The 19,289-nt window shown below is 62.2% G+C and carries 16 protein-coding genes; 9 read left to right on the top strand and 7 right to left on the bottom strand.

The annotated features are described in order from the left end of the window. Nucleotides 1–36 precede the first annotated feature (36 nt). Nucleotides 37–2,352 carry a pectinesterase family protein gene (locus GYH35_RS34725; protein ID WP_202624947.1) on the bottom strand — a complete coding sequence of 772 codons (2,316 nt, stop codon included), beginning with the start codon at nucleotides 2,350–2,352 and terminating at the stop codon, nucleotides 37–39. Between the two features lie 10 nt (nucleotides 2,353–2,362). Continuing rightward, entirely contained in the window at nucleotides 2,363–5,599 is a 3,237-nt protein-coding gene (locus GYH35_RS32760) for a TonB-dependent receptor (RefSeq protein ID WP_161830564.1), read from the bottom strand. 322 nt (nucleotides 5,600–5,921) lie between these two features. Here GYH35_RS32760 and GYH35_RS32755 point away from each other — a divergent pair, with 322 nt between their 5' ends. Both GYH35_RS32755 and GYH35_RS32750 read left to right on the top strand, forming a co-directional pair. Continuing rightward, the gene (locus tag GYH35_RS32755) at nucleotides 5,922–6,815 is read left to right on the top strand and encodes a rhamnogalacturonan acetylesterase (RefSeq protein ID WP_161815431.1); all 894 of its coding nucleotides are present in this window, start codon (nucleotides 5,922–5,924) and stop codon (nucleotides 6,813–6,815) included. A gap of 56 nt (nucleotides 6,816–6,871) precedes the next feature. Further along, nucleotides 6,872–7,471, top strand: coding sequence for a DUF938 domain-containing protein (locus tag GYH35_RS32750; RefSeq protein ID WP_161815432.1), 600 nt, complete (start codon nucleotides 6,872–6,874; stop codon nucleotides 7,469–7,471). Nucleotides 7,472–7,488: 17 nt separating this feature from the next. Here the strand turns inward: GYH35_RS32750 and amaB are convergent, their stop codons facing one another. Both amaB and GYH35_RS32740 read right to left on the bottom strand, forming a co-directional pair. Continuing rightward, nucleotides 7,489–9,009 (bottom strand): L-piperidine-6-carboxylate dehydrogenase, encoded by a 1,521-nt coding sequence (gene amaB / locus GYH35_RS32745; RefSeq protein ID WP_161830563.1) that lies wholly within the window; start codon nucleotides 9,007–9,009, stop codon nucleotides 7,489–7,491. A 127-nt stretch (nucleotides 9,010–9,136) separates the two neighbouring features. Continuing rightward, complete coding sequence (locus GYH35_RS32740) at nucleotides 9,137–10,156, bottom strand: saccharopine dehydrogenase family protein (RefSeq protein ID WP_407700241.1); 1,020 nt, start codon at nucleotides 10,154–10,156, stop codon at nucleotides 9,137–9,139. Nucleotides 10,157–10,330: 174 nt separating this feature from the next. Here GYH35_RS32740 and GYH35_RS32735 point away from each other — a divergent pair, with 174 nt between their 5' ends. The 7 genes from GYH35_RS32735 to GYH35_RS32705 all read left to right on the top strand — a co-directional run bounded on the left by GYH35_RS32735 (nucleotide 10,331) and on the right by GYH35_RS32705 (nucleotide 16,954). Next, on the top strand, nucleotides 10,331–10,777 hold the full coding sequence (locus tag GYH35_RS32735) for an Lrp/AsnC family transcriptional regulator (RefSeq protein WP_161815435.1): 447 nt from the start codon (nucleotides 10,331–10,333) through the stop codon (nucleotides 10,775–10,777). Between the two features lie 92 nt (nucleotides 10,778–10,869). Continuing rightward, the gene (locus GYH35_RS32730; protein ID WP_161830562.1) at nucleotides 10,870–12,090 is read left to right on the top strand and encodes a putative DNA modification/repair radical SAM protein; all 1,221 of its coding nucleotides are present in this window, start codon (nucleotides 10,870–10,872) and stop codon (nucleotides 12,088–12,090) included. 2 nt (nucleotides 12,091–12,092) lie between these two features. Continuing rightward, on the top strand, nucleotides 12,093–13,484 hold the full coding sequence (locus GYH35_RS32725; protein ID WP_161815437.1) for a UdgX family uracil-DNA binding protein: 1,392 nt from the start codon (nucleotides 12,093–12,095) through the stop codon (nucleotides 13,482–13,484). A gap of 19 nt (nucleotides 13,485–13,503) precedes the next feature. Next, a complete protein-coding gene (locus GYH35_RS32720; RefSeq protein ID WP_161830561.1) occupies nucleotides 13,504–14,511 on the top strand; it encodes a ligase-associated DNA damage response exonuclease in 1,008 nt (335 codons plus the stop codon). After that, nucleotides 14,508–16,130 carry an ATP-dependent DNA ligase gene (locus tag GYH35_RS32715; protein WP_161815438.1) on the top strand — a complete coding sequence of 541 codons (1,623 nt, stop codon included), beginning with the start codon at nucleotides 14,508–14,510 and terminating at the stop codon, nucleotides 16,128–16,130. The genes GYH35_RS32720 and GYH35_RS32715 overlap by 4 nt, the downstream gene beginning before the upstream one ends. Nucleotides 16,131–16,159: 29 nt before the next feature. Continuing rightward, complete coding sequence (locus GYH35_RS32710) at nucleotides 16,160–16,594, top strand: NIPSNAP family protein (protein WP_161815439.1); 435 nt, start codon at nucleotides 16,160–16,162, stop codon at nucleotides 16,592–16,594. Nucleotides 16,595–16,606: 12 nt separating this feature from the next. Continuing rightward, nucleotides 16,607–16,954 carry a GFA family protein gene (locus GYH35_RS32705; protein ID WP_202624945.1) on the top strand — a complete coding sequence of 116 codons (348 nt, stop codon included), beginning with the start codon at nucleotides 16,607–16,609 and terminating at the stop codon, nucleotides 16,952–16,954. A 3-nt stretch (nucleotides 16,955–16,957) separates the two neighbouring features. Here GYH35_RS32705 and GYH35_RS32700 read toward each other — a convergent pair whose 3' ends face one another. From GYH35_RS32700 to GYH35_RS32690, 3 genes are all read right to left on the bottom strand, one after another. Continuing rightward, complete coding sequence (locus GYH35_RS32700) at nucleotides 16,958–18,340, bottom strand: alginate export family protein (protein ID WP_161815440.1); 1,383 nt, start codon at nucleotides 18,338–18,340, stop codon at nucleotides 16,958–16,960. 110 nt (nucleotides 18,341–18,450) lie between these two features. Further along, a complete protein-coding gene (locus GYH35_RS32695) occupies nucleotides 18,451–18,975 on the bottom strand; it encodes a hypothetical protein (RefSeq protein ID WP_161815441.1) in 525 nt (174 codons plus the stop codon). A gap of 34 nt (nucleotides 18,976–19,009) precedes the next feature. Then, nucleotides 19,010–19,279 (bottom strand): hypothetical protein, encoded by a 270-nt coding sequence (locus GYH35_RS32690; RefSeq protein WP_161815442.1) that lies wholly within the window; start codon nucleotides 19,277–19,279, stop codon nucleotides 19,010–19,012. Between the last annotated feature and the right edge of the window lie 10 nt (nucleotides 19,280–19,289).

The raw sequence follows: 19,289 nt of genomic DNA, 5'->3' as shown, positions 1-19,289 counted from the left end.
AGATGCAGGAACGGCTAAACCACATTTGACGTCCCATTACATCGCCGCGGGATTCCACCCGTCCGCACCGGCAAGGAATGCAGACAGCGCCCAACGTTGCGCCTCGGCGGCGGACAGAATCTTCGTATGCGACTGCCGCTGGCTCATATCAGAGTTGCGGCCCGACGTATTGAATTCTGCGTAGTATGCCAGCCTCAGCCGGTCGGTCTTGCCTGGCGTCCATTCGCGCCAGCCCTGCGGATCGAGCTCGCCCTCCACTTTGGTATTCATGAAGATCACAGCCGCGTAGTCGCGCCAGGGCCGTCCAAAGTAGATCCGCTCCGCGCCCTTCTCGCCCGTCACGGTGCAGTTGTTGAACACGAAGGCCTTGTCTTGATCCGGCGCCGTACGAGCATGCGCGGTGATCAGGATTTCGGGATGAGCGATGGCGTGAATCTGGCAGCGCTCGAAGAACGCCTTGGAGTCGCCGAAGATGAAATCGACGTGGCCCTCGATATAACAATTCGAGAAATATTGCCGGCTGGTCGGGCACGAATCGGAGCCGCACTTCTTGCTGCCCGCGTACAACGTGTCCTGCGCGCCCAGCAGCCGCAGGTTATCGAATACCGCTCGATCTCCGGTCACCGAAAGCGCGACCGCCTGCGAACGCTGATCCGACCGCTTGTGGTAGTCGTTTTGTATGGTGAGGTTCTCGGCGCGGAAGTTGTCGCCGCTCACATGCAGCGTGGCCGATCGAAACGTGCCGCCCGCCGTCGCCGCAGCATCGCTCCAAACGACGATCACATCGCTGGGACTCGCCCCCAGGCCGCGCAACCGGACGTTCGGCTTGTCGATCACGATCTTTTCGCGGTACTCACCGGGAGGCAACAGGATCTCTCCGCCATTGGCGGGCAGCGCGTTGACGGCCGCCTGCAATGAGAGAAACGGCGTGCCGTTATATGTAGGCTGGGAGAATTTTCCTCTGGAAGCAGGCGCGGTCGTCAGGTCGTGCAGATACTCTTCAAGATTCGTGTAACCGTTCTTATCGGCGTCCACAGAACCATCCGCCACGTATGGATCCATTCCGTTCGACTGCTCCCACACATCCGGCATGCCGTCCTGATCGCCATCCAGCAGCGGCGGCAGCGAGGCCAGCGCCGGCCACCCACCGACTTGTGTCTGCGAATCGATCAATCCACCGCTGCGATCACGGACGCTCTGCACGACTCTGCGATCGACCGAATCGCGCGCCAACGACGCGCCGGCCGTGCTCAATACTCGCTCGAAAGCACGAGTCGCCGGATCCGCTGCAACCGGCGCAACGTCGACAGGCTTTGCAAGCCGATGCTCCGGGCCTTTCTTACCCGAGACCAGAGTCCACTGATCGGCCGGCAGCTCGCCGTCCATGGTGTTGCCCGCGAACCAGGCCTGCGCGAGCTCGTTGGATTCATCGAACGCGATCCGCCCGGTCGAGGCCGGACCGGGCAGATAAGTGTTGTCGACGAAGTTGTACTTGACGATCGAAGCCTTCACGCCCGTGTCGGCGTTGTAACCGGAGTGCGCGCCGCCCCAGTCGTAGAAAACATTCGATCGATAGTCATGAAACGCGCCGAGCGGATCGCGCGCCGGCGGCACGGGATTGCCGGGCCGGGGATTGCGCCCCTGATGATGCGCCCACAGGTTGTGATGAAAGCTGATGCGCGTGCCGTGACCGCCGGCAATGAGCGAACCGTAGCCATGCGCGCCTTTCACATGCACCGATCGATTCAACGACTCGGCAATGATGGACCATTGCACGGTCACATCGTAGAAGCCGGTCTGCGGATCCTTGAATCCATTGTTGACCGACAGCGTCTCGTCCACCGACCAGCTGGCGGAAACGTGATCGAGAACGATGCGCCGGCCGCTGCGAACCCAGATGGCATCGCTCTCGGCCCGGCGCTCATCGCCCAAACGCGAGCGGATGTAACGAACCACCACGTCGTCGGCAGCGACGATGAGCGAGTGATTCTTGAGCGTGATGCCGTCGCCCGGCGCACTCTGACCGGCGATCGTGACCCGCGGCTGCTCGATCTCCAAAGGCGATTCGAGCGCGATGGTGCCCGAAACATCGAACAGGATGGTGCGCGGTTCCGCCAGCTCGAGGGCGGCGCGCAGGCTGCCCGGCCCCGAATCGTTCAAATTCGTGACTTTGACGACCCGCCCGCCGCGACCGCCCAGCGACAGCCGCCCCGCCCCTTCGGCGCCCGGAAACGCCAGCGGCGCTTCGGCGAGCTGGCCTGTGGGGTTTGCAGGCACGCTCTGGGGCGAGGAACAGCCGGCGATCCCACCCAGGATGGAACAACTCAGCGACGCAAGAACACGCGATCTCATCGTTGGCTCCTCAGAACCTCAAGCGCACACCGGCGAAGTACTGACGGCCCGTGCTGCGGTACTGAGTCACCAGCGGGCTGTCCTGATACGCCCAGCGCTCGTCGGCTTGATTGGTGAGATTCAACGCCTCGAGGCTCAGCGTGATCGCCTCATTCAACTCGTACGACATCGAGGCGTCGACATTGAGCGTGTCCTCGCTGCCTACGAAGTCGTTGACCAGCGGCGAATCGCACACGCCGGGATCGCACGAGCCCGAAGCCACCGGGTACTGCGTGACATAGCCATCGCGATAAGCGCCCGACACGCGCGCACTCCACTTTTCAGTCTCGTAGTAAACGGTGGCATTGTATGAGTTAGGTGAGGCGCCAAGCCACGGACCTGCCTGCACGATCTGCGGACGCGGATTCGCCGCGCCGGCAGGCGTGCCTGGATCGATCACATACTGCAGCTCCGAATCGATGTGCGTGTAGTTGAACTGCACGCCGAGATTGCTGAACACGCCCGGCAGGAAGCTCAGGTCCTGCTGATAGATGAGCTCGTAGCCCTTGATGTCGCCGCCCGGCGCCGAGCGGAACTGGCGCACGTCGAAGGGTCTGTCGTTTTGCAAGTAGCGGATCGCATTGTCGTTGGTCTGCTGCGCAATGATCTGATCGATCACTTCCTGGTCGAGGAACGACGACAGCGTTTGCGAGCTGACGACGGTCTGCGGATAGGAATCGATCTTCTTCGTGAAGTATGCCGCCGACAGCAAGCCGCCTTCCGCAAAGTACCACTCGACGCTGAAATCGTAGTTCTTGCCGCGGAACGGCTCCAACTTTGGATTGCCCAGCGTGAGTGAGCCGCCGGTCGAGTTGCCATTGGTCGGCACCGAGAGCGATGTGATGCTCGGCGCCAGGTTGTTCAGCAACGGCCGAGCCATGACCTTGGCAGCAGCAACACGCAACAACAGATTCGGGACGAGCTCGTAGCTCACGTTCAACGAGGGCAGCGTATCGGTGTATTCGTTCTTGCCCACGACCGGTCGCGAACCGGTCGTGAAGCCGTTCGACTCCAGATTGGTCCGGGCATAGCGGACGCCGACATTGCCCTGGAGCGCGCGGTTCCAGACATCGAGCGAGAAGTTCAGCTGCGCGAAATAGCTGTCGTCGTCTTCAGTGACCGCATAGGCGTTCTGGGGCGTCGACAGATACGACAAGCGCCAGTCGCCCCACTCGTTTACGCAGTTGCAGTCGAAGCCGACAGCATTGCGGAACGCATTCAGATCCGGGGCGATGAAAGTACGCGGCAGGCCGGCCGGAACATCGAGACCGTCGCCGAAGGTCACGACGCGGCTCATCTCGCCGACCGACTTGCCCAGCTCCAGCAGGCTCGGGTTCAAGGTCTCGGTGGTCAGGCGCTGGAATTGCCGGGTTTCGAATTCATAAGTACGCACGCTCGCGCCGAAATCGAGACTGAACGAATCGGTAATGCCCAGCTTGAAATCGAGCCGCGCGGTTTCGAATGTGTTCTCGACCTCGCGCTGATACATGCGCAGCGCCGAGAAACCTTTGACCACATCCCAGTTATTCGGGTCGGCCGCATCGAAGCCGAATTGAATCACCGGCATCGAGCCGCCGCCGCGCTCGTCATAGACGAAGTTGCCCGGCGAATCCATGCGATTGAACTCGGCCAGCAAGCCCTGGCTGTCGTTGGTCGATTCGGACTGGCCATACACCGCGGCGACGCTGAAACGGTCGCTGAATTCATGCGCCACGTTCAGCGACACCTGGTTGAACTCGGTGGTGTAGAAGCTGGCATCGGCCGCGGAACGGAAATCCACGTTCTGCAGCACCAGATAATCGGCCTGGTTCGCATCGTTCACATGCGCATCGAGCAAGCGCGTCGCCGGGCGGCCGATCAGCGCGGTGCGCATCGCCAGGCCGTTCGGGTCGGCGATGTAACCCACCGACGCCGGGTTGTTGTAGTACTCGAACGGTTCGAGGTTGTTCGGATTGAAGCTGTTTCCGCCGGCGAATACCGGAGTCGCGCCATACATCTGCTGGCCGCAATCGATCGCGTCCTGTGTTTCGGTCGCGGCCCGAGAAGTACACGTTGCGTACGTTCCCCGGCGCGTATTGGCGGCCGTCGAGGCGTTCGCAGTGTTCAGGTTGGCATTGGTGTTGTTGCGATTCAGACCGACCGGCGAGATCTGGTAGTTGATCTGGTCCTGCTCGAACTTCGAGTACAAGCCATCGAGGCTCACATCGGTCCGATCCGTCGGCTTCCATTGCACGCCAAACGTCACGCCCAACCGCTCCTGATCGAGCGCCGCCTCTTCGACGGCGGGCAACGCCGGGATGCGGGTGAGATCGTTCAGCTGTGCGTAGGCCGCGGGATTCGAGCCGGACAGCGCATTGCGCACCGAGGTGTTGGTGATCGAGCTCGGCAGTGTGCTCGCATCCGGCACGGCAAAACCGCGAATGGTCGGAGTAACACCCGTGAACGTCGCGCCTCGATATGCATAGTCGGACGTTCCAGGCGCGCGCCGATACGAATCGATCTCCTGCTCGCGCTTGTTATACGCGGCGGACATGGAGACACCGAGCCGTCCATCGAACCATTGATCCGCAACCAGGCCGGCGATGCGGGGATTGTGAGTTTCGCCGACCTCGTAATAGGCATCCTGCACCGAGAACGCCAGCTGCCGCCGGTCGAAATCCAATGGCCGCGCGGCGATCAGATCCACCGTCGCGCCCAGCGAGCCTTCGTCGACATCGGCAGTCGATGTCTTCTGCACCTTCAGCGAGCTGAACAGCTCGGAGGCGAATGTATTGAAATCGAAACCACGGCCTCGATTCGGGCTGGAGCCGGAATCGTTCGATCCGGCCGTCGACAGCGCTTCCAGACCATTGATACGGACGCGAGTGAAATCGCTGCCCAGGCCGCGCACGGTGATCGACCGGCCCTCGCCGTTGTCACGGTCGATCGAGACACCGGGTAAACGTTGCAGGGACTCGGCCAGGTTCGCATCCGGAAAGTCGGCGATGTCTTCGGCATTGATCACGTCGACCATCGCCGCAGTGTCGCGCTTCTCATCGAGCGCGCTGCGCAGCGCCTGGCGATAGCCAGTCACCACCACTTCCTCGAGCTGAGATCCAGCGGACTCTGCAGCCTGAGCGTAGCTCACCGAGCACAGCGCCATGGACGAGGCGCCCAAAGCCGCATGCACCGCCAGACGCACGAGGCACGGTTTCGCGTTAACCAGCATGACGAATCCCCCAAAACAGTTGTCGTATGTGTCGATCCACTGCGGCCAGGGCTCGCTGACACCGGTAGCAATCCGGCGTCAGAATTCGGCAAAAAGAAGCCCGTCCTCGCGGTTTCCGGAGGCCTTGCAGCCGCGACGGCGAGTTACCGCTATCACGTGAAATTACTTTTACATATCAAAAAATACTTTTCAACCGCTGAAAACGGCCAATTTGCGCGGCAGGGCGGGTAAAGATTCCAGTAGCACTGCATAACCGTCGGGCAGTGGCCATGCTGTCTCGGTATCTGCTAGCCTCGGATTTCCTGACACCGGTAGCAGACACATGCACTTCGTAACATGCTGGATCGGAAAGGGGATTTTGCGTGCGGGGGTGTTGTGCCTGACCGGCTCGTTCGCCGCCCATACAGCGCTCGCCGACACCCCTGCACCTTCGCCCGCTGTCACGCCGATTCGTGCGTCGAAAATTATTTTGATCGGCGATTCGACAGTCGCCGTGCAGGGCGGCTGGGGCAGCAGCTTTTGCGCGGAACACGTTACTTCGTTTGCTGCTTGCGTGAATCTCGCGCGCGGCGGTCGCAGCTCAGGCAGTTATATTGCCGAAGGCTCTTGGACTATCGCGCTCAACGAAGCGCGCACGCCGGGCTATGCCGCGACCTGGCTGCTCATTCAGTTCGGTCACAACGACCAGCCTGGCAAACCCGGCCGCTCGACCGATCTGGCGACTGAATTTCCGGCCAATCTCGAACGCTATGTGAATGAGGCTCGCGCTGCCGGCGCGCAGCCTATCCTGGTCACTCCTCTGACGCGTCGAATGTTTCAGGGCGGCAAGCTCGAGAATGGCCTGGCGCCCTGGGCCGAGGCGATCACGCGCGTCGCGAACGAAATGAAAGTTCCGCTGATCGATCTCAATGCACGCAGCACGGCCGCGGTTCAGGCAATGGGCTCGACAGCAGCAAACGAGTTCGCCCAACGCCCTCCTTCGCCTGCCGTTGCTGCCGCCGCGGCGACCGGCACCACCATTCCTGCCAGGACCGAAACGAACGATCGCCCGCCGGCGCCGCAACCTGTCGATCCAAAGTTGCCGCCCATGGCGCAGCCGAAACTGTCGTTCGACTACACGCACCTCGGACGCAAAGGTTCGGACTACTTTGCGGCGATGGTCACGGCGGAGCTTGCGAGCGCGGTTCCGGAGATGCGCCCGCTGCTCATTCCCTGATAGAGGCACTGGCATAGACTAGGGCGCCCGAACACTGCGCCCGAGTCCAGCCCGTCATGACCTCCTCCAAACCCTTCGCGCCCGCTTGCGAGCGCAATCAAGGTCCGATCCTCGCAGTCCTGCGCGAATATTTTCCAGATCGACGCCGCGTGCTGGAGCTCGGCAGCGGCACCGGACAGCACGCTGTGCATTTCGCACCGGCATTTCCCGATGCCCTCTGGCAAACATCGGATGTCGAAGAGAATTTGTCCGGCATCCGGATGTGGCTGGACGAAGCAGCCTTGCCGAATCTGCCGCCGCCACTCACACTCGATGTCACAGGCAAGTGGCCCGACGCGCGCTTCGACGCAATCTTCAGCGCGAACTCGCTGCACATCATGCCGTGGCCGGCGGTGGAGCAATTCTTCTCAGGGGTGGGGCGTGTGCTGGAGCCAGGTGGCATCCTCGCCGTCTACGGTCCGTTCAATTACCACGGCGCCTACACGAGCGACAGCAACCGCGACTTCGATGGTTGGCTGAAGCAACGCTCGGCGCTCAGCGGCATTCGTGATTTCGAAGCCGTCGACCGGTTGGCGCAGAACATCGACTGCAGGCTCGTGAAGGATCACACGATGCCGGCCAACAACCGGCTGCTCGTCTGGCGGCGCCAATCCTAGCGCCGCCTCGAGTCAGCTCAGATATCGAACTTCACACCTTGCGCCAGCGGCAGGCGTGAGCCGTAGTTGACCGTGTTGGTCGCACGGCGCATGTAGCCTTTCCAGCAATCCGAGCCGGCCTCGCGACCGCCGCCCGTTTCTTTTTCGCCGCCGAACGCGCCGCCGATTTCGGCGCCCGAAGGGCCGATGTTGACGTTGGCGATCCCGCAATCCGAACCAAGCGCCGACAGGAAGTATTCCGCCTCGCGCAGATCGTTGGTGAAGATGCACGAAGACAAGCCCTGCGGCACGTCGTTGTGCAGACGAACGGCTTCCTGCAGGTTCTCGTACTTCATCACGTACAGGATGGGAGCGAACGTCTCACGACGCACCCCATCGTCCTGCGAGCTCACTTCGACCAGCGCGGGGCGAACGTAGTAAGCATCGTCGCCCAACTCCGGCGCAACGCGCACGCCGCCGACGATCTTGCCGCCGATGGCGCTGGCCTGTTGCAACGACTGCTGCATGGCCTGATAGGACTGCTTGTCCACCAGCGGGCCGATCAAAACATCCTGACGCCGTGGATCGCCGATCGCGACCGACTCGTACACTTTCTTCAGTCGAGACACGCAATCGTCATACACGGAGGCGTGAACAAACAAGCGTCGCAGAGTCGTGCAACGCTGGCCTGCCGTGCCCATCGCGCCGAATGCGATCGCGCGCAGCGCGAGATCCATGTCGGCGGTTGGAGAAACGATCGCGCCGTTGTTGCCGCCCAATTCGAGGATGGCGCGAGCGAATCGAGCTGCGAGCTTCGGCGCAACCGTGCGGCCCATCTGCGTCGAGCCGGTTGCCGACACCAACGGCACGCGCGGGTGATCGACTAGAACTTCACCGACTGCGCGACCGCCGATCAGCAACGTCGACAGTCCTTCCGGCACACCGCCGAACTTTGCAGCCGCACGCTCGAACAGTGTCTGCACGGCAAGCGCGGTCAGCGGCGTTTTTTCCGACGGCTTCCACACGACGGAGTTGCCGCAAACCAGCGCCAGCGTTGCGTTCCACGCCCACACGGCGACTGGAAAGTTGAATGCGGAGATGACGCCAACGACGCCCAGCGGATGCCAGTTCTCCATCAAACGGTGCTCGGCGCGTTCGGACGCAATCGTCAGACCGAACAGCTGCCGCGACAGACCGACCGCGTAATCGCAAATGTCGATCATCTCCTGCACTTCGCCCTGCCCTTCGGACAGGATCTTGCCCGCTTCGAGCGTGACCAGACGGCCCAGATCTTCACGCGCCGCGCGTAGTTCTTCACCAAACAAGCGCACGAGCTCGCCACGCTTCGGCGCTGGCACTGCGCGCCACGCAACGAACGCCTGATGTGCGCGTTCGATCTGCTCGTCGGCTTCTTGAGCGGTGCACTCGGTCAGCCGCCCCACGATGTCACCGCTGATCGGCGACCGCGCGATCAAACTGCCGCCGCTCACACGCTCAGCCGCCACACCGAGCCGCGACAGCGTCGCGGCCACGTCTTGGACAACGGTCAAATTAGTCATGAGTTATTCCTGATAAAGCGCCGCCGGAACAGGCGATCGCGCTATTGAACTTCGGCGTCGCCGGCACCGGCGGCATCGCTTCGAGGCTTCGGCGCCGCCGAAGGCGGCGCCATACTTAGTAAACCTTTTAGCGGGGCGCGTAGGCGCGCCCGAAGCGATTCGCCAGGAACACATTCAAATCGATATCTTCCTGCCGAATGAAGCCGCGATCGGCGATCTTCCCAGTCGCGAGCAGATCGAGCACGCCCGTGATCCCCGCCGCCGTCGTAATCTGAATCGCGCTGCGCATGACGCCGCCAATCTCCGCGCTGTAAATCTTGTTCGCGTACGTGTCCTGCACGAGCTGGCCGTTGCGCTTGCCGCTGACCGTGACGAACACGATCACCACATCCTGCAGCGTCGCCGGCAGCGCGTTCTCCAGAATGTCCTTGAGCACATCGCGACGGTCGCGCAAGCGTAGATCGTTGAGCAGCGCCTTCATGATGGCTGCGTGACCGGGATAACGAATCGTGCGGTAGTTCAGATTGCGCACCTTGCCGTTCAAGGTCTCGCACAACGAACCCAGGCCGCCGGACGTGTTGAACGCCTCATAAGTCACGCCGTCGAGCGCGAACTCCTCGAGCTCTTCCATCGGCGGCACTTCGCGGCGCTCGCCGTTGACGATGGCTTCGCAGGGCTCGCAATACTCGTTGATCAGCCCTTCGGTGCTCCACGTCAGGTTGTAATTGAGCGCATTCGAGGGAAACTTTGGCAGCGCGCCGACGCGCATGCGCACGTCATGCAGCGTATCGAAGCGACGGATCAGATCGTAAGCGGCAATGGTGATGAAGCCGGGAGCCAGGCCGCACTGGGGAATGAACGCCGTCTGCGCCCCTTCCGCCAGGCGCTTCACCTTGCGCGTCGTCGCCACGTCTTCGGTGAGGTCCAGATAGTGAGCGCCAGCTTCCTTGGCCGCGACGGCGATGTCGCCGGTCAGATTGAACGGCACCGCGCTCAGCACCGCGAAGCTGCCCTTCAGCAGATCGCTCAGCTCGCGCGGATTGGTAACGTCGACCGCCTTGGTGGCGATGGACGGGTTCAGGCCGTCGAAGCGGCCGACCGCGCGATCCGCCAGGGTGACGCGATAGTCGCCGCTGGCGGCGAGCATATCGGCAATGGTGACGCCGATCTTGCCGGCGCCTGCAACGACAATGTGTTTCATGCGGGGCATTGTCGGCAGCCCCGGCATCAACGGGTATTGCCAAAGCGCCGAGCAGCCGGCAATGTTTCGGCGTTTTGTCGGTTCCGTTCGTCATTTCGCCGAAGGCATGATCGTTTTCGCATGAAGCCGCGCCCGCAACCTCTCGACTCCATCGACCAGCAACTGATCGCGCTGTTGCGCGAGAACGCTCGCGCCCCGACCGCCGTCCTCGCCCGCAGCCTCGGGCTGTCGCGCACGACCGTGCAGAGCCGGCTGGAACGGCTGGAGCGATCCAAGGTGATCACGGGCTATTCGGTGCGCCTGTCGGAGACGCAGGAGCGCGGCGCCGTGCATGCCTACGTCATGATCACGGTGAAGCCGAAGCATGCAAGCCAGGTCGAGCGCGAAGTCCGCAAGCTCAAAGACGTGCGCGTTCTGCAGGCCGTCAGCGGCGCATTCGATCTGATGGCGCTGGCCGTCACCGATTCCATCACCGACATGGACGAGTTGATCGACTCGATCGGCGAACTGGACGGCGTCGAACGCACCACCTCTTCCATCGTCCTGTCCACCAAGTTCCAACGCTGAAAGCTGTCAGTTTTTTGTGAGTTGAAGACGTTCCCCTGACAGCGGCGTCGCCGGCCTTGCGCCATGCCCATGAGCTGTATATACAGCCAGACATGGATCTGGAGACCAAGCTCGCCATCCTGGCCGATGCCGCCAAATACGACGCTTCGTGCGCCAGCAGCGGTGCGCCCAAACGCAGCGCCGCTCCGGGCAAAGGCATGGGCTCGACCACGGGCATGGGCATCTGTCACAGCTACACGCCCGACGGTCGCTGCGTGTCTCTGCTGAAGATCCTGCTGACCAACTTCTGCCTGTACGACTGCCTGTATTGCATCAACCGCCGCTCGAGCGACATCCCACGAGCACGCTTCTCGGCGCAGGAAGTGGTCGACCTGACGCTCTATTTCTATCGACGCAACTACATCGAAGGCCTGTTCCTCAGCTCCGGCATCATCCGCAATGCCGATTACACGATGGAACAACTGGTGGAAGTGGCGCGCACGCTGCGCGAAGAGCACGAGTTTCGCGGCTACATTCATTTGAAGACCATTCCCGAGGCGAGCCCCGAGCTGGTCGAGGCCGCCGGTCGCTACGCCGATCGCTTGAGCGTCAACATCGAACTGCCGACGCGTGAAGCGCTGACAACGCTGGCGCCGGAAAAAAGCGATGTCTCCATCAAGCGCGCCATGGGCGAGATTCGACTCAAGCTTGACGAAAAAGCGGACGGCGGGGCGACGGCCCCGCGCTTCTCTCCCGCGGGCCAGAGCACGCAGCTCATCGTCGGCGCCGACGACAGCTCCGATGCGTCCATCATCGAGACGGCAGACACGCTGTATCGCTCGTACAAGCTGCGCCGAATCTATTACTCGGCATTCAGCCCCATTCAACGTGCCTCGGCACGCCTGCCGAATCGCGCGCCGCCGCTGATGCGCGAGCATCGCTTGTATCAGGCCGATTGGTTGATGCGTTACTACGAGTTCTCGGTCGGCGAGCTGGCGCAGTCCATGCCAGGTGGCAAACTCGATTTGAGCGTGGATCCCAAGACGACCTGGGCCCTGGCGAATCGTCATCAATTCCCGGTGGACGTAAACACAGCCGATCGCCATCTGCTGCTGCGAGTGCCAGGGCTAGGTGTGCGAGTGATCGATCGCATCATCAGCTCGCGGCGCCATCGCCAGCTGCGTTACGAGGACCTGAAAACGCTCGGCGCAACGCTGAAGCGCGCCCGCCATTTCATTTGCACGGCCGATTATCGGCCGCGGCAAAGCGATCGCAGCTCCGACGGGCTGCGCCGTGCATTGATCGGCGCGCCCGAACAGCAATCTTTGTTCTGACGATGTACTCAGCCTGCGTACAGGAATTCACGCAATGGCGCGATGTAGCGCGCCCGCTGTTGTCTGCCGGCATCGCGCCCGAGGAAATGGAGTGGCGCGTTGGCCGACAATTCGAGCCATTGATATCCAACGGCTCCGCCATGCCGGCGGCAGGCCCCACATCTTTGCGATTGTCACGACAGCTGATCGAATTGCTCGAAGCGATCGGTTGCTATCGTCACGACGGCCGCTGGGATCTGATGTATCGCCTCGCCTGGCGTACGCTGCGACAGCCGCGCCTTCTGGAAGACGCTGCCGATCCCGACGTACACCACGCCATGCAAATGGAGAGCGCCGTGAACCGCGAAGTGCACAAGATGCACGCGTTCGTTCGCTTTCGCGAAATGGCCGACGAGCACGGCGAAAAGAAATACTACGCCTGGTTCGAGCCGGGTCACGACATCCTGCGTCGGGGCGTGGCGTTCTTCTGCAAGCGGTTTCCGAACATGGAATGGATGATCGCGACGCCGGACGGCGCCGCGCTGTGGCAGAACGGCGAATTGCAGTTTGTCGAGACGCCGGACCAGGCGACGCTGCCCAAAGCGGATGCTCACGAAGGCTTGTGGCGCACCTACTATCGGAACATCTGCAACGTGTCTCGCATCAACCCACCCGCCATGCGACGCGAGATGCCGCAGCGGTACTGGCGCAACTTGCCGGAGTCGGTCGAGATTCAAACGCTGTTGCGAGATGGCCAGGCGAGCTTTGCCCAACGACAGCGCGAAGCCACGGATATGGAGCTTGCCAAGGCTCGGGCCATGCAGCGTGCACTGGCAGACTTACCAGATCATTCCGGCGGACCTTCCGCCTGTCGCCGATGCGACATCTGGCGTCACGCGACCCAAGCCGTTCCCGGCGAAGGCTCTACGTCGGCGACCATCATGCTGGTCGGCGAACAGCCCGGCGATGAAGAAGACCTGCGCGGCCGTCCTTTCGTCGGCCCCGCAGGCCGGGTGCTCGACGCCGCACTGACAACCGCCGGCCTCGAACGCGGCGAGCTATACATCACGAACGCCGTCAAACATTTCAAATGGCAGCCGCGCGGCAAGCGTCGATTGCATCAGCGGCCAACCACGACCGAAGTGGCCGCATGCAACCACTGGCTCGACGCCGAAGTGTCGCAGGTCAAGCCTCGCATCATCGTCGCCCTCGGCGCGTCGGCACTACGCGCCCTCGCGGGCCTGACCGACTCGATCGAATCCGCGCGCCGGCTGCAAATCCCGCACGCCAGCGGAGCGCAAATTGTATGCACCTATCATCCATCGGCCATCCTTCGGGCCGATCCGGCGAATGCCGGGCAGCTGCGCTCTCGCTTGGTGGATGACTTGCGTCGTGCGCGGGAACTCGCTGCCTGACGGCGCGCTTGCTCTATAAATGTCCGCAATGCCGCCACCGCTGGTGACCGTGACAGAGAACGGCCTTTATTGTCCGGCCGGGGGATTTCATATCGATCCCTGGCGGCCCGTGGACACGGCCGTCATCACGCACGCGCATGGCGATCATCTGCGCCATGGCAGCACGCGTTATTTCGTTGCCGAGCCCGGCGTGGCTATCGCCCGTCATCGCCTCGGAACGGACCATCATCCGATGCCGCTGAAATATGGCGAGCAGCTGCAACTCGGATCGACGACAATTTCGTTGCATCCTGCCGGTCACATTCTCGGCTCGGCGCAGCTGCGCATCGAGCACGAAGGCCAGGTTTGGGTCGTGTCCGGCGACTACAAACGGCAGCCCGACCCGACATGTGCGCCGTTCGAGCCGCTGGCATGCGACGTCTTCATCAGCGAAGCGACTTTCGCGCTGCCGGTGTATCAATGGCAGCCGACCGTCGAAGTGGTCGAAGAGATTTTCCATTGGTGGCGAGCCAATCGCGAACGCGGACTCGCGTCGGTGCTGTTCTGTTACGCCCTCGGCAAGGCGCAGCGCGTGCTGGCCGAGCTGCGGGCGTTCACCGATGAAACGGTCTACTTGCATGGCGCGGTCAACGTGCTCACCGAGGTCTACCGACAGCAAGGCGTCGAGATGGTCCCCACCCTCCCGGTCACGGGCGAGCGCAAGACTGACTATAAAGGCGCACTGATCATCGCCCCACCGAGCGCGGCCGGCTCGCCGTGGATGCGACGCTTCGGCGATCACTCCAGCGGTTTCTGCTCCGGTTGGATGCGAGTGCGCGGCAATCGTCGCCGACGCGGCTATGACCGCGGCTTCGTTCTTTCAGACCACGTTGATTGGCCTGGCCTGATCGAAACATTCAAAGCGACCGGCGCGCGAAGAATTCTGCTGACTCATGGCTACTCCGACGCCCTCGCTCGCTACTTGAACGAGCTGGGCATCTCCGCCAGTGCGCTCGAAACGGCGTACGGCGATGAGGAGCAGCAATGAGAGCCTTCGCCGCACTCTACGAAGAGCTCGACACGACGCAGTCGACCAATCTCAAGGTCGCGGCCATGTCACGCTATTTTCGCGAAGCGCCGCCGGCCGACGCCGCATGGGCCACGTACATATTATCTGGCCGCCGCCTCAAACGTTTCATCGGCCCGGCTTTGTTGAAACGCTGGTTGATCGACGAAGCCGCGCTGCCCGAATGGTTGATCGATGAAGCCTACGCTTCCGTCGGCGACCTAGCCGAAACGATCGCGCTGCTTACAGCCGGAACGGCGCACAGCGAAGCCACCGCAGACGACCTTCCGCTCGCCGACTGGATCGAAGATCGCCTGCTCCCATTGCGTGACGCGGACGACGACATTCAGCGCCAGTCCATCACCGGCTGGTGGCGCCAGCTGCCGTATCGACAATGTTTCCTGTTGAACAAGCTGCTCACCGGCGAGTTGCGCGTCGGCGTATCGCAACTGCTGGTGACACGAGCGCTCGCCGAGGTCACCGGCATCGAGCGCACCGAGCTCGCGGGCCGGCTCATGGGAGAATGGCAACCGGGCGCGCTTTTCTGGCAAGGGCTGCATGCAGCCGAGAGCCCCCGGACCGATCCAGCCGTTCCTTATCCCTTCTTTCTGGCGTCGCCGCTCGAAGGCGAGCCGAGTCAGCTCGGCGACCGCGAAGCGTGGCAGGCCGAATGGAAATGGGATGGCATTCGCGGCCAGCTCATCCGGCGCGCGGGCGAATGTCACCTATGGTCGCGCGGCGAGGAACGCATCACCGAACGTTTTCCCGAAATCGTCGACGCGGCGGCCCGCCTACCGGATGGCATCGTGCTGGATGGTGAAGTCGTCGCCTGGAAGGACGGAAGCATTCAGCCCTTCGCGTTGTTACAACAGCGCATCGGCCGCAAGAAGCTCACTGCCGCGATTCTGGCCACCGTGCCGGTGCAGTTTCTCGCCTACGACTTGCTCGAGCTGGAGGGTCAGGATCTGCGCGCGGCGCCTTTGCGAGAACGTCGTGCTCATCTGGAAAAGTTGCTGGCAGACGCATCGCCGCTCCTTCAAATCTCACCCTTGGTGATTGGCTCGACCTGGGACGAGCTTGCAGGCGCGCGCGCCGACTCCCGACAACGCAATGTCGAAGGCTTGATGCTGAAGGCGCTCGATTCGAGCTACGGCACCGGCCGCCAACGTGGCGCGTGGTGGAAATGGAAGATCGAGCCGCACTCATTCGACGCAGTCATGATCTACGCCCAACCCGGCCAAGGCCGGCGCTCGAATCTATACACGGACTACACGTTCGGCGTGTGGCGCGAGCAAGAGCTCGTGCCGGTCGCCAAGGCCTATTCCGGCCTGAGCAATCCGGAGGTCGAGCAGCTCGATCGCTGGATTCGTGCGCACACGCTGGAGAAATTCGGTCCCGTGCGCTCGGTGGAGCCCAGCCAGGTTTTCGAACTGGCCTATGAAGGCATCGCCGCGTCGGCTCGTCACAAGTCCGGCATCGCGCTGCGCTTTCCAAGAATCCTGCGCTGGCGCGCCGACAAACCCGCCAGCGAAGCAGACACGCTCGCGAATCTGCAAGCCATGCTCATGCAAGCGCCTGACGAAGTCCGCCGAAGCAGCTAACATTCGCGTCCTCACACAAGGAGATGGCAATGGCGATGGAATTCCTGCGACGCACCGCCCTGACATTTGCCGCGGCACTCGTATTTGCAAATGTCCCGCAGCTGGCAGCGGCGTCCGAGCAGCAACCAGCAGTTCATCAGCTGCGCATCTACGAGATCTTCGACAACAACAAACAAGCGTTCCACGAACGCTTCCGCGATCACGCCATGCGCATCATGGCGAAGTACGACTTCAAGATCGTTGCGCAATGGGAAACCCGGCACGAGGGCCGCACCGAATTCGTTTACTTGTTACAGTGGCCGGATCGGGCGACTCTGACCGATCGCTGGGCAAAATTCATGGCCGACCAGGAATGGGCCGCGATCAAGAAGCGGACCGCCGCACAGCACGGTCAGCTGGTCGGCAACATCGAAGACCGCGTGCTGACAGTACAGGACTACTCTCCGACCCAGGTCTTTCAATAAGGGAGCGACATCGTGAAATACACCGGCAGCTGCCATTGCGGCGACATCGCGTTCGAGTTCGAAGCCAGCTTCGATGAAGTGATGGAATGCAACTGCTCCCACTGCAGTCGCAAGGGTTATCTGCTGACGTTCATCCCGCACGAGCAGTTGCAGCTCAACAAGGGTGCGTCGAACCTGGGCGCCTATACCTTCAACAAGCACGTCATCCAGCACCACTTCTGCAAGCGCTGCGGCTGCGCGCCGTTCGGGATCGGCGCCAATCCCAAGGGCGGCAAGATGGCCGCCATCAATGTGCGCTGCCTGGAAGACCTCGACCTGGCGGGCATCAAGCGCAAGCCGGTGGACGGCAAATCTTTCTAACGCTCAGAAAGTGGCCATCGCCGAGGCATAGATGTAAGTCGTGTCGCCTTCGTTCGGCGCATTCGGCGCAGCTTCGAGGAAGTCGCCGTGCGCCAGGTAGGCGCCGCCGAATTCCAGCACCACGTTCCCCGGCAGCAAGTTGTATTGAACCTGCGCCTCGAGCTGATGACCGACAAAGTCACCAGAATTACCGGTGCGGTCCTGGAGCCGTGCCGTGGTGTACTGGTCGCGAGCGCTCGCCAGCCACACCGCGCGATAACCGACCATTGTGCTCAATGTCCGCTGCGGCTTGGCTTCGAAGCGCAAGCCCGGCGAGTTGATATTGCTTCGCGCGAACGCACCGTAGATGCCGGTCGGTCCGAAATCGAAGCGTCGGGAGCCATAGAGCGTGTCGAAGCGATTGTTTTCGATGTCGGTGGGATCGTCGTCGCCGCTCGCGTAATCGTAGGAAAGCTCCAGTCGCGGCGAGATTCTGCCATTCAACGTGTAGCCGATCTCGCCATGGAAAAAGCCGGCGCGATGCTGCAAATCCCTCGTGTCCATAGCCGCGGCGGTCAGGCGGGAAGTGCCGAACTGATAAGCAGCTTCGGTCTCGAAGTCCCAGGACCGCGGGGCCGGCGTTCTATACAAGCGGAAGCCCGGCGTGTAGATGTCACGGTCCGCCGCCGGTATGCCGGCGTGATCGCGCGTTCGCAAGCCGTAAAAATAAGCCTCGGCCGGCACGTTGCCAAACAACTCAGGAGCCGCGCCGAAAACTCCCCAGAGCGATACATCCGAGCTTTCCGAATCGAGCTCCTGTTCGTTGTCCAGCAAAGAAGCGAGATCGGACGGCTTGCGTTGCACCGGTTCGACGTAAAAGACACGCGTTTCGAAACCGCCGGCGCTCTTCCAAAGAGCGTGCACGCCGGTATACGCATTGATGGTGTTCCGGAAGTTGTTACGCGACACCAGGCGACGGGCGCCAACGTCGATGGTCATCCGGCCTGCACTCACATCCAGCCGGGCGCCGCGCGCAAACGCGTTGTCGAAGCGCATGCCGGCCAGCACCTGCAGCGGTTCGAGAGTATTGACGGAGTCCGTGCCCAACGCGGTGCCGGAATCGGCGAGCTGCTGACGCGCATCTTCCAGCTCGAGATTCACGTAGAAGTTCTGCAGCGTAATCCGGGCATTCAGCAGGAAGCGGCCGACGAGAATTTCGTCCGAGCCGGTGGCACCGGCGCGATAGGGATGATTCAGCGTCTCGTATCGAACCCGATACGACCCGCCGAGGCTGAACAGCTCCGGCGAGTCGAGCGCCGAATCGAGCCGCCAGGGCTTTGCGTCCTGCGCCGCGCTCGCCACGACTGACCAACCAACCAGGAGCACCGCCGCCGCCACACGATTCATTTTCTCGCACGCCCTCGATTCACGCTATATCGATGGCAATATAACGCGTAGCGACGGTGTCGCGCGAGCCGGGCTCTGACGTGTACGGCGGCGGCGCTCCGTCCTGCGATTTACGGCATGGTGTCGGGTCGAATGTTCACGATCGAGTGTCTCAAGTCGCTCACGCAGCCCCAGAAGCCGCTGGTGGCCGGATGCAATCCGATCTGCGCGCAGGAAAGCTCTGCACGCTCTGCCTGCTGCGACTGGCTCATGCTGAAGTAAGACTGCCAGGGTTCCGCGGCGGGAACGGTCGCCGCATCCGCATTCGCAACCACGGAGCTCTGCGCCGCCCTTCTGAACTTCACGACGCATTTCGCCTGTTCCGCCGTGCCGCGCACCAGCCCTTGTTCCGAGCAGGCTTGATCGGCTTGCAGGGTCAGATTGGCGTCCTGCAGGGAACGCACCGTATCGGCGAGGCTGCCGCCGCATGCTTCGAACTCAGGCCCGGTGCGCAGCCCCATGATCTCGTTGCAAGTCTGACGGACCATCGACGCGCTGCCCGCGTCCAAGCCGTACGTACTGGGAAAGCTCGAGCATCCGAGCAGCCCGAAGGTGGACGCGGCAAGCGCAACACCCGCGATGAATCGAATAGACATCGTTTGTTTCCTGTCGGAGTTTGAATTCGAGCGGTTAATTGCCGTCGTCCTTCGCCTGCAACTGCTCATCGGCCGGGCGCTTCGCTGCAGCTTTGGAATCGCACACCGTCACCTGGCGATCTTCGAAACGCGCCATGGCCGGCGCTTTCGGCGCGGTTCGCGGCCACACCGCGACGCGCTTGGTTTCTTGCCGGCAGTTGGCATTCGCCGGCGCGCTCTCGTTCGCGTCGGCGGCGCCCACGCCAGCCACACCGAACAGACCCGCAAGGGCCAGAGCCGCTGAGAGAGAACGAATCGTCTTCATGGTCTTCTCC

Origin of the sequence: Steroidobacter agaridevorans (assembly GCF_009932555.1) — a bacterium.
GTDB classification, from domain to species: domain Bacteria; phylum Pseudomonadota; class Gammaproteobacteria; order Steroidobacterales; family Steroidobacteraceae; genus Steroidobacter; species Steroidobacter agaridevorans.
This window is presented reverse-complemented; position numbering and strand designations above follow the sequence as displayed.